Source organism: Tabrizicola flagellatus (assembly GCF_008271465.1).
Classification (GTDB): Bacteria; Pseudomonadota; Alphaproteobacteria; order Rhodobacterales; family Rhodobacteraceae; genus Tabrizicola; species Tabrizicola flagellata.
In genome coordinates, this window is sequence record NZ_VMDU01000002.1 from 193081 (window position 1) to 202702 (window position 9622).

At 72.3% G+C, this 9622-nt stretch carries 11 protein-coding genes and 1 riboswitch; of the genes, 1 reads left to right on the plus strand and 10 read right to left on the minus strand.

Translation table 11 applies throughout. The features are described 5' to 3' along the window. Position 1: 1 nt before the first annotated feature. The 8 genes from FL625_RS04050 to cbiE all read right to left on the minus strand — a co-directional run bounded on the left by FL625_RS04050 (position 2) and on the right by cbiE (position 7246). Positions 2–952, minus strand: a complete 951-nt coding sequence (locus FL625_RS04050; protein ID WP_149587347.1) for a phosphotransferase enzyme family protein — start codon at positions 950–952, stop codon at positions 2–4. After that, positions 945–1688, minus strand: coding sequence for a precorrin-6A synthase (deacetylating) (gene cobF / locus FL625_RS04055; protein ID WP_149587348.1), 744 nt, complete (start codon positions 1686–1688; stop codon positions 945–947). Before cobF ends, FL625_RS04050 begins: the two co-directional genes overlap by 8 nt. 53 nt (positions 1689–1741) lie before the next feature. Next, positions 1742–2416, minus strand: coding sequence for an energy-coupling factor ABC transporter permease (locus FL625_RS04060; protein WP_149587349.1), 675 nt, complete (start codon positions 2414–2416; stop codon positions 1742–1744). 31 nt (positions 2417–2447) lie between these two features. Next, positions 2448–2668: riboswitch (cobalamin riboswitch) on the minus strand. A 44-nt stretch (positions 2669–2712) separates the two neighbouring features. Further along, complete coding sequence (gene cobA, locus FL625_RS04065; protein ID WP_149587350.1) at positions 2713–3441, minus strand: uroporphyrinogen-III C-methyltransferase; 729 nt, start codon at positions 3439–3441, stop codon at positions 2713–2715. Continuing rightward, complete coding sequence (locus tag FL625_RS04070; protein WP_200833890.1) at positions 3438–4742, minus strand: cobyrinic acid a,c-diamide synthase CobB; 1305 nt, start codon at positions 4740–4742, stop codon at positions 3438–3440. The genes cobA and FL625_RS04070 overlap by 4 nt, the downstream gene beginning before the upstream one ends. Before the next feature lie 11 nt (positions 4743–4753). Continuing rightward, positions 4754–5536, minus strand: a complete 783-nt coding sequence (gene cobM / locus FL625_RS04075) for a precorrin-4 C(11)-methyltransferase (protein ID WP_149587351.1) — start codon at positions 5534–5536, stop codon at positions 4754–4756. A gap of 184 nt (positions 5537–5720) precedes the next feature. Then, the gene (locus tag FL625_RS04080) at positions 5721–6080 is read right to left on the minus strand and encodes a cobalamin biosynthesis protein (protein WP_149587697.1); all 360 of its coding nucleotides are present in this window, start codon (positions 6078–6080) and stop codon (positions 5721–5723) included. After that, on the minus strand, positions 6077–7246 hold the full coding sequence (gene cbiE, locus FL625_RS04085) for a precorrin-6y C5,15-methyltransferase (decarboxylating) subunit CbiE (protein ID WP_149587352.1): 1170 nt from the start codon (positions 7244–7246) through the stop codon (positions 6077–6079). Before cbiE ends, FL625_RS04080 begins: the two co-directional genes overlap by 4 nt. Here cbiE and FL625_RS04090 point away from each other — a divergent pair. Further along, the gene (locus FL625_RS04090; RefSeq protein WP_149587353.1) at positions 7245–7985 is read left to right on the plus strand and encodes a cobalt-precorrin-6A reductase; all 741 of its coding nucleotides are present in this window, start codon (positions 7245–7247) and stop codon (positions 7983–7985) included. The genes cbiE and FL625_RS04090 overlap by 2 nt on opposite strands. Positions 7986–8068: 83 nt before the next feature. Here the strand turns inward: FL625_RS04090 and cobJ are convergent, their stop codons facing one another. Then, positions 8069–8803, minus strand: coding sequence for a precorrin-3B C(17)-methyltransferase (gene cobJ / locus FL625_RS04095; protein WP_149587354.1), 735 nt, complete (start codon positions 8801–8803; stop codon positions 8069–8071). Continuing rightward, positions 8800–9531, minus strand: a complete 732-nt coding sequence (locus FL625_RS04100) for a precorrin-2 C(20)-methyltransferase (protein ID WP_149587355.1) — start codon at positions 9529–9531, stop codon at positions 8800–8802. Before FL625_RS04100 ends, cobJ begins: the two co-directional genes overlap by 4 nt. Between the last annotated feature and the right edge of the window lie 91 nt (positions 9532–9622).

Genomic DNA, 9622 nt, shown 5'->3' on the forward strand with positions numbered 1-9622 from the left:
CCTAAGATTTTTCGACGAAAAATCTTAGGCCGCCGGACAGGTAGCCTTCGGCGAGTTCCAAGGTTCCTGCCGTATAACCCGGCCCGCCGAAGCCCTGGGCGGTGTCGCTGTCGGCCCGGGTGGCAAGCCAGGCGGTCAAGAGGACCCGGCGCAGGAAGATCAGCGAGGGGATCATCGCCCGGTCCTCGGGCCCCATCGGGGCGATACGGGCATAGCCCTCCAGCCATCGGGCGATCAGGTCGGGCAGGCGGGGATCGGTCTCGATGAACGACAGGGCGGCGGCGAGGTCGTAGGCCCACCAGCCGAAGCCGCAGTCGTCGAAGTCGATGGCGGTCAGCCTTTCGCCATCGACCATCAGGTTCGCCAGCCGCAGGTCGGCATGGATCAGGCCGAAACGCTCCGACCCGGTCCCGTAGGCGGCCAGCCGCGCGGCCAGGGCTTCGGTCGCGCGCGCAAGCAGCGCCGCGCCCGGGCCGTCCAGCCCCTGCGCCTGCCGCCAGTGGCCCCAATGCGGATGCGGGCCGAGGATTGTCTCTGCATCCCACCGCTTGCGGGTGAACCCCGGCGGCGGGGTCCAGGCGCGGGCGTGGAGGTGCAGGCGGGCGGTGATCTCTCCCAGCGGCGCGAACCAGCGCGACAGGTCGTCGCCGGGCTGCAACTCCTGCCCCGGCAGGCGGGCGAAGGCGACAAGGAAACGGCCGTCGATCTCGGTGACGAGACCTTGCCGCCCCGCCACAGGGCGGACGGCGTTCAGCCCCGGCAGATCCTGCAACGCACCCAGCCAGGCGAGTTCCGAGGCGATCTCGGCCTTCGTGTGATAGCCCGCGCGGTGCAGCCGCAGGACCAGATCGCCGGCGGCCCAGGTCTCGTTCTCGGACCGGTTGAGCAGGGTCAGCGGCGTGTCGGGCGGCAGGCCGTAAAGCGGCAGCGCGCGGGCGATCAGGTCAGACATCGCCGCCCCGGCGCAGAAGGTAGATATCCATGATCCAGCCATGCTCGGCCCGCAGCCGGGCGCGGGTGGCGAGGATGCGCTCGGCCACCTCGGCGAGGGGGCCGTGGATCAGACATTCCTCGGGCATGCCGACATAGGCGCCCCACCAGATATGGGTGTCGGCGAGGTCGATCGCGGTGAAGGCGCCGCCCTTGTCCAGCATCACGGCAAGCGTCGTCGCGCCTTCGGGCCAGCCGTGGTCGCGCAGCTGCCGTCCGGTGGTGATGGTGACGGGGGCGGCGAGCATGTTCAGCGGGATCGCATGCGCCGCCGTCAGCGCCTGGAGCGAGGTGATGCCGGGCACGACCCTGACGGTCACGCCCGCAAGCCGGGCCGCGATGCGCAGCGTGCTGTCGTAAAGCGACGGGTCGCCCCAGACCATCAGCGCGACCTCGCGGGCGCCGGGATGGGCGGCGATGCGCTCGGCCCAGACCTGCGCGATGGCGTCGTGCCAGTCGTTCACGGCGCCGAGGTAGTCGTCCTGATCGGCGCGCTGGGGCACGTCGTATTCGGCGACGGGGACAGGGCAGGTCAGCACCTGCGCAAGGATCTGGCGGCGCAGATCGGCGAGGTCGGATTTCGCCTGCCCCTTGCGCGGGATCAGGATCAGGTCCGCCGCGTTCAGCGCGCGGATGGCCTGTCCGGTCACATGGTCGGGATTGCCGGTGCCGATGCCGATCAGGGAAAGCGTGGTCATGGCCCGGGCTTTACGGGTGGGCGCGGCCCCGTGCAAGGCCGCGCCGCATCGGGTCAGGCGGCGGAATAGAGCCGCGGCGTCACCAGGGCCGAGCCCTGTGCCCGCAGCGCCTTGGCCGCGGCCAGCACGGCCAGGTCGGCGATGGGCTCGATCAGCACGACCAGCATGTAGGCCGCGCCGAAGGACAGGATCGAGCCGAGGTTCTCGGCCCCGAAGCCCTGGCCGTAGATCGCCCAGAAGGCCACCCACGCGACCACGCCGCCCTGATAGACTGTCGAAAGCGCCAGAACCTGCCGGTATTCCAGATCGACATAGGCGGTGCCGGGGGCGATGACGCGCCTGGCAACCGCATGCAGGGCGAAGAGCGGCACGAGGAGCGTGGTCAGGTTCATGCCGTATTGCGGCAGGTCGAAGGGCGCGAAGAACAGGCCCTGGATCAGAAGGCCCATGGCCAGCCCGATCGCCGCCGGCCCCGCGCCAAGGATCAGGAAGAGGGTCGAGCCGAGGATGAAGTGGACCTCGGACACGCCCACCGGGAAATGCGGCAGGATCTCGAAGAAGGTGAAGACGCCCACGGTCGCCACCAGCGACCGCAGCGCGACCGAGGCGATGCCGCTTTCGCGGGTGGCCTTGGCGATGTGGTAAAGCGCCGTGCCGCCGGCCGCGGCGGCGGTGGCGTAGCTGAGCGCGATCTTGGCCCCGTCGACGAGGCCCGGTTCGATATGCATGTCTGTCCCTCCTGCCGTCACACCCGACGGCGGTTTGCTTCCTTGCAGGGCCGGTCTCCTGGCTGGCGGATCGCGGCAGGTTCCTTGCCTTCCCGCCCCTCGGGGACAGTGGCCTTGGTGGAACCCGCTCACCGCTGACAGTCGCGGGGGCGGCTGATGTCACGGGCCCCCTGTTGGGTAGGCCCGCTCCTCATTCCCGTTTCAGTCCCGGCGCTTTGCGCCTGATGGGACACCTTGCAGCTTCCTGTCTGCGCCTCTGTCGGCGTCCGGTCAAGGTGGAAGGCGACCGGCCGCGATCAATCCGCGACGCCTTCGGCCAGGCGGCCATAGAGGATCAGGCCGGGCAGGGGCGAACGGTCGCCGGCCAGGGCTTCGGCCAGGGCGGCGACGGTGGTCCGGTGCAGGCGCTGGTCCGGGGTGCTGACGGCTTCGGCCAAAAGCGCCGGCGTGTCGGGCGGCAGACCATGGGCGACCAGCGCCGCGGCGAGCGCGGGGAAGGTCCGCTTGCCCATGTAGACCACCGTGGTCGCGCCGGGATCGGCCAGCGCGGGCAGGTTCAGCCCGGGCGGCAGGTTGCCGGTCACGTCGGCGGCGGTGATGAACTGGATGCGCTGGGCGTGCTGGCGCCGGGTCAGCGGGATCCCCGCCGCCGCCGCTGCCGCCGAGGCCGAGGTGACGCCCGGGATGATCTCGCAGGGGATGCCCGCCGCGCGGACGGCGGTCAGCTCTTCCTCCAGCCGACCGAAGATGCCCGAATCGCCCGATTTCAGCCGCACCACCCGGGCGCCGGTCCGGGCATAGTCCACCAGAAGGCGGCTGACGTGGTCCTGCCTGGGCGAGGCGCGCCCGGCGCGCTTGCCGACGCCCACCATGTCCGCCCCCGGCCGCGCCAAAGCCAGGATCGGCCCCGAGGACAGGTCGTCGAACAGCACCGCATCCGCCGCCTCCAGCGCCTTGACCGCCTTGACGGTCAACAGCTCGGGGTCGCCGGGTCCGGCAGAGACGAAATGGACGAATCCGGTCATGGGGCAGGCGCGATCAGGTGAAAGAAGGTGCCGGTCGATAGCCCGCCGCCGGGCTGGAGTCGAGTGCTCCCGGTCTCATCGACCGGCGCGCCGGTGGCGTCGGTCACCTCGGCCAGCGGTGCATCGGGCTGGGCGAGGATGGTGGAATAGTGGAACTCGTGCCCGCGCAGGCTGCTGCCCGGCGCATGGCCGGGGATGCCCTGCGCCAGCCGCGCCAGCCGGTAGCCCAGATGCATCTTGCGTTTCTCGAAACTGGTGACCAGGCCCAGCAGCCCCGCCATCGGCCAGCGGGCGCCGTCCTTGTCGATGATCGCCTCGCCCATGGCCATGTAGCCCCCGCATTCGCCATGCACGGGCTTGCGGTCGGCAAAGCCGCGCAGCCCGTCGCGAAAGCGGGTGGCCCTGGCAAGCGTGGCCCCGTGCAGCTCGGGATAGCCGCCGGGCAGCCAGCAGACATCGGCCGAAGGATCCGGGCCCTGGTCGGCCAGGGGCGAAAAGGGCAGCACCTCGGCCCCCGCCCGGCGCCATCCGTGCAGAAGATGCGGATAGACGAAGCTGAAGGCCGCGTCCCGCGCCAGGGCGATGCGCTGGCCGGGCGGGGGGATCGGCAGGGGCGGGGCGGGACGCACGGCACTTTCGGCTGCGGCGATCAGGGCGTCGAGGTCCACGGCTTCGCGCACCAGATCGCCCGCCGCGCGCAGAAGGTCGGTCAGCGCCGGCAACTCCTCGGCCTGCACCAGGCCCAGATGCCGCTCCGGCATCGCGATCGCCGCGCGCTTGGGCAGGGCACCCACGACGGGCAGACCCGCCTCCTCCATCCCGGCGCGCAGCAGCGCCTCGTGCCGGGGCGAGGCGACGCGGTTCAGGATCACCCCCGCCAGCTGCAGCCCCGACCGGAACCGCGCCAGACCCTGCGCCACCGCCGCCGCCGTCTGCGCCTGCCCGCTCGCGTCGATCACCAGCACCACGGGCCAACCCATGCGCAGGGCCAGATCCGCCGCCGCGCCATTGCCGCAGGCCCCCGGCGCCGCCACCCCGTCGTAAAGGCCCATCGACCCCTCGGCCAGCACGAGGTCGGCGCCCTCGGCCAGCCCCGCCAGCCCGTCCAGCATCGCCCCCGGCATGGCCCAGCTGTCGAGGTTCACCGACTCCCGTCCCGAGGCTGCGCGGTGAAAGGCCGGATCGATGTAATCCGGCCCGTTCTTGAACGGCTGCACCACCAGCCCGCGCTCCCGCAGCGCGGCCAGAAGCCCCAGCATAACCGTGGTCTTGCCCGTGCCGCTGGCCGGAGCCGAGACCATCAGGCCCGGGATCACCGCCCCGTCTCCGGAAACCGCGGATCGGTGCCCACGGGACGATAGCGCCGGTCGTAGTCGCCCGCGTAAAGCCGGCTTTCCGCGAACCCCTCCTGCGCCAGCGCTCGCCCGACCAGGATCAGCGCCGTCCGCTCGCCCTCGCCGACCGAGGCATCCAGCGTGGCCAGCGTCGCCCGCAGCACCCTCTCCTCGGGCCAGGAGGCGCGGAACACCACCGCCACCGGACAATCCGGCCCGCAGATGGGCATCAGCCGCGCCACCACATCGCCCAACACATGCACCGACAGATGGATCGCCAGCGTCGCCCCGGTGCGGGCGAAGGCCTCCAGGCTCTCGCCCTCGGGCATCGGCGAGGCGCGGCCCGAGGTCCGGGTCAGCACGACGGACTGCGCCAGCCCGGGCAGCGTCAGCTCTGCCCCCAGCGCGGCGGCGGCGGCGGCAAAGGACGGCACCCCCGGCGTCACGTCATAGGGGATGCCCAGGTCCCGCAGGCGCCGCAGCTGCTCGCCCATCGCCGACCAGACCGACAGATCCCCCGAATGCAGCCGCGCCACGTCCAGCCCCGCCGCATGCGCCGTGGCGATCTCCGCCATGATCTCGTCCAGCGACAGCGGCGCGGTGTTAACGATCCGGCAGCCGGGCGGACAATGCGCCAGCACCCCTTCCGGCACCAGCGACCCGGCATACAGACAGACGGGCGAGGCCGCGATCAGGTCGCGCCCCCGGATCGTCAGCAGATCCGCCGCCCCCGGCCCCGCCCCGATGAAATGGACGGTCATGTCAAAACCCTCGCTTGCCCCGGCATTTGCCCTTTACCCAAATACTCCCGCCGGAGGTGCGACATGGTTTGCGCCACTGGTTCGAGCATACCATGTCGCGGCCGAGCCGGTTGCGCGGCCCCCGGGCCGCGCAGAGGCGAGACACAGGCTTGCGCCGCAAGGCGCTCCATTCGGCTCCCGTGTCTCATGCCGCGCCCTCGGCAATCGCCGCCGTCGCCATCCCGTCTGCGGACACCGCCCGCGGCCCCCGCAGTCGCGCGCCCGGCCCCGCCGCCGCAAGCGCCGCCGCCTCGGCCAGCGAGCCGGTCCCGAACCGCGCCGCCACCCGCTGCGACTGCGTCACCGTCTCCTGGCCGCGCAACGCCGCGTCCGGCACCGCGATCACGGGCAGCCCCAGCTCCCGGCCCAGATCCGCCAGCCCCCCTGCCTTGCCCTGCACCGTCGCCAGATGCGTCACGCCCGCAGCCCCCCCCGCGCGGGCCAACGCCTCGCGCAGCGCCGCACCACTTGCCCCCGACCGGAACCCGAAGCCCGCCACGATCATCGCACGACGCTCCATTGCAGGATCGGCAGCGCCGCGCGCCAGCCGCGCTTGCGCCCGATGGCGGCGGGTTCGGACAGCTCGACACGCAGGAGATTGCCGCCCACCCGCGCCGACCAGTCGAGGACCAGCGCCTCGGTCTCCAGCGTCACCGCGTTCAGGACCAGCCGGGCACCCTCGGGCATCACCTCCCACAGCCGGGCCAGCAAGGCCTCGGACGCCCCGCCGCCGACAAAGACCGCATCGGGCGGCGGCAGGCGCTCCAGCCCCTCGGGCGCACGGGCCTCGGTCAGCCGGTGGCGGTGCGACAGGCCGAAGGCCGCGACATTGCCCCGGGCGCGCTCGGCCCGCGCCGGATCGGCCTCCAGCGCCTCGACCCGCGCGCCTCCGGCCAGCAGCCACTCGATGCCGACCGACCCCGAGCCCGCTCCGATGTCCCAGAGCAACTCGCCCACCCTCGGCGCCAGGGCAGACAGGGTCAGCGCGCGGACCGGGCGCTTGGTGATCTGGCCGTCATGGTCAAACAGGGCATCGGGCAGGCCGCCGGCCCGCGGCAGCCCGGGATCGGTGGCCTCGATGGCCGCCGAGACCGGGGCACCTATGGGGCCATCCGGCAGTCCCCGGCTTATCCGCTCCAGCGGACCGCCCAGCCGCTCCAGCACGGTCAGCCGCGCATTCGGATGCCCGTTCGCCGCCAGCCAGGCCGCAAGCTCGGCCACCGCCGCCCCATCGCGCAGGGTGCAGATTGCCCGAACCCCCCGCCCCAGCACCGGGCGCAGCCGGTCGAAGGGTGACGCGTGCAGGCCAAGGCACTGCACCTCCTCCAGCCGCCAGCCCAGCCGGTTCGCCGCCAGCTGGAAGCTGGACGGCGCGGGATGCGACACCCAGTCGCCGGGGGCGAGATGCGCCATCAGGCTGCCGCCCGCCCCGAACCAGAACGGATCGCCCGAGGCGAGGACGACCACCCGTCGCCCGCGATGCTCCAGCACCGGGGCGATGTCGAAGGGCACGGGCCAGGGTCGGCCCCTCTCCCCCGCCTCGACCAGCGCCAGATGCCGCGGGCCGCCGAAGACGACCTCGGCCCCTGCCAGGGAGGCGCGGCTTGCGGTCGACAGGCTCTGCGGTCCATCCTCGCCCAGACCGATGATCGTCAGCCAGGGATCAGCCATGACCCCCCTCCTTCCGCCGCGCGTCCTTCTCCTCGGCGGCACCACCGAGGCCGCCGCCATGGCCCGCGCGCTGGCCGAGGCCGGGGTGGAGGCGGTCTATTCCTACGCCGGACGGACCGGGTCCCCGGTGGCGCAGCCCCTGCCCGTCCGTATCGGTGGCTTCGGCGGGGCCGAGGGGCTGGCGGCCTATCTCCGCGCCGAGGGCATCACGCATCTGGTCGATGCGACCCACCCCTTCGCGGCACAGATGAGCCGGAATGCGGTGAAAGCCTGCGCGGCGACGCAAACCCCGCTGATCGCGCTGGAGCGCGAGCCCTGGCAGGCCGGCGAGGGCGACCGCTGGACCCATGTCCCCGACCCTGCCGGGGCGGTTGCGGCCCTCGGACAGGCCCCGCAACGGGTGTTCCTTGCCATCGGTCGCCAGACCCTTGACGCCTTCGCGGCGGCGCCGCAGCACCATTACCTCTTGCGGCTGGTGGACCCGCCGACCGAACCGCTGCCCCTGCCCCTGGCCGAGGCGGTGATCGCGCGGGGGCCCTTCACGGTGGCGGGCGACCGGGCGCTGCTCTCGGACCACCGGATCGAGGTGATCGTGGCCAAGAACGCGGGCGGCGCGGGGGCCGAGGCCAAGCTTGTCGCCGCGCGGGATCTGGGCTTGCCGGTCATCCTGATCGACCGGCCCTGGGTGCCCGACCGCCCGGTGGCGCGGACGGTGGCCGAAGTCATGGCGTGGCTCTAGCGGGCGGCTCGTCGAGCCCTTCGGGCACTCCTCGCGGGGGTGCTCCGAGGAGGAACCGAAGGGAACGACGAGGGTTTCGGCGCTCATTTCACGCTCCGGGGGGAGTAGACCCACGGCCCGACGCGGCGGGTGGCGGAATTGCCGAGGATGACCACGGTGCGCATGTCGGCCATCTCGGGTGTCGCTTCGCCCAGGGTGACGGTGGTCAGGCGCTGGTCGGGCGTGGAGACGGCACGGGCGAAGGTGACAAGGCGGTCCGGCCCGCATTCCTCGCGCAGGGTGGCGAGGGCTTTCACGAACCCTTCCGGGCGGCTGGCCGAACGAGGGTTGTAGAAGGCCATCGCGAAATCGGCGCGGGCGGCGTGGCGGAGGCGGGTCTCGATCACCTCCCAGGGCTTCAGGTTGTCGGACAGGTTGATGCAGCAGAAATCGTGGCCCAGGGGGGCCCCGGCGGCGGCGGCGGCGGCGAGCATGGCGGTGATGCCAGGCAGGACGCGGATGTCCAGCGCCTGCCAGTCCGCGCGGCCCTCCAGCGCCTCGAACACGGCCGAGGCCATCGCGAAGACGCCCGGATCGCCGGAGGAGACGACGACGACGCGGCGCCCCTCGGCGGCCATCTGCAAGGCAGCGCGGGCGCGGTCGAGTTCGACGCGGTTGTCGGACGGGTGCAGCGTCAGTCCGTCGCGTGGGGCGACGCGGGCGACATAGGGGATGTAACCGACAACATCCGTCGCCTCGGCCAGGGCGGCCGAGACCTCGGGCGTGACCAGCCGGTCGTCGCCGGGGCCGAGGCCCGCGATGGCCAGCCAGCCGCTCATTCCGGCAGCTCCGGGCGGCGGCCGTGGCCGTGGACGAGGACGATCGCGAAATAGGGGCAATCATTCGGATCTACGTCGGCGAGGCGCGCGACGCGCTGGTTCGGCATGGTGCCGCGTTCGACGAGCCAGGCCCGGTCGAGCCGCCCCGCCCGCTCCAGCGCGCGGCGGACGCGGGGCAGGTTGCGGCCGGTCTTCATGATGACCAGCGCGTCCGCCTGTTCCATGTGGCGGACGAGGTCGTCCTCGGGCAGCGTGGCCATGAGCACGGTCAGCACGTCGTCGCCCCAGGTGATCGGCATGTCGGTGGCGGTCCAGCATCCGGTCATGCCGGTGATGCCGGGGATCACCTCCACGGGCACCCGGCCTTGCAGGCGGGAATGGAGGTGCATGAAGCTGCCGTAGAAGAAGGGGTCGCCCTCGCAGAGAACGACGACATCCTCGGTCTCGGCCAGCGCCGCGAGGCGGTTCGCCCAGTCGTCATAGAAATGCGCCAGCGCGTCGATGTAGCCCGGGCTGTCGAAGGGCAGTTCCGTGGTGACCGGATATTCCATCGGGTATTCCACGGCGTCCGGGGGAAGCATCCCCTCGACGATCCGGCGCGCCTGCCCGGCACGGCCCTCCTTGCGGAAATAGGCGACATGTTTCGCCGCGCCGATGGTGCGGGCGGCCTTGAGGCTCATCAGGTCCGGGTCGCCGGGGCCGAGCCCGGCGCAGATCACGCGGCCCATGGCGCGCCCCTTTCGATCTTCGTCGGGCGCCCCCCACCCCCCTCCCCTCCCCACGAGGGGGAGGGCAAGGGCGGAACGGGCAGATCACGGG

Excerpts from the sequence above, each read along its gene's own strand:
- FL625_RS04080 (WP_149587697.1), bottom strand. The coding sequence starts at position 6,080 with ATGATCGTGGCGGGCTTCGGGTTCCGGTCGGGGGCAAGTGGTGCGGCG.
- cobF (WP_149587348.1), bottom strand. The coding sequence starts at position 1,688 with ATGACCACGCTTTCCCTGATCGGCATCGGCACCGGCAATCCCGACCAT.
- cobJ (WP_149587354.1), bottom strand. The coding sequence starts at position 8,803 with ATGAGCGGCTGGCTGGCCATCGCGGGCCTCGGCCCCGGCGACGACCGG.
- cobM (WP_149587351.1), bottom strand. The coding sequence starts at position 5,536 with ATGACCGTCCATTTCATCGGGGCGGGGCCGGGGGCGGCGGATCTGCTG.
- FL625_RS04050 (WP_149587347.1), bottom strand. The coding sequence starts at position 952 with ATGTCTGACCTGATCGCCCGCGCGCTGCCGCTTTACGGCCTGCCGCCC.
- FL625_RS04070 (WP_200833890.1), bottom strand. The coding sequence starts at position 4,742 with ATGGTCTCGGCTCCGGCCAGCGGCACGGGCAAGACCACGGTTATGCTG.
- FL625_RS04060 (WP_149587349.1), bottom strand. The coding sequence starts at position 2,416 with ATGCATATCGAACCGGGCCTCGTCGACGGGGCCAAGATCGCGCTCAGC.
- FL625_RS04100 (WP_149587355.1), bottom strand. The coding sequence starts at position 9,531 with ATGGGCCGCGTGATCTGCGCCGGGCTCGGCCCCGGCGACCCGGACCTG.
- FL625_RS04090 (WP_149587353.1), top strand. The coding sequence starts at position 7,245 with ATGACCCCCCTCCTTCCGCCGCGCGTCCTTCTCCTCGGCGGCACCACC.
- cbiE (WP_149587352.1), bottom strand. The coding sequence starts at position 7,246 with ATGGCTGATCCCTGGCTGACGATCATCGGTCTGGGCGAGGATGGACCG.
- cobA (WP_149587350.1), bottom strand. The coding sequence starts at position 3,441 with ATGACCGGATTCGTCCATTTCGTCTCTGCCGGACCCGGCGACCCCGAG.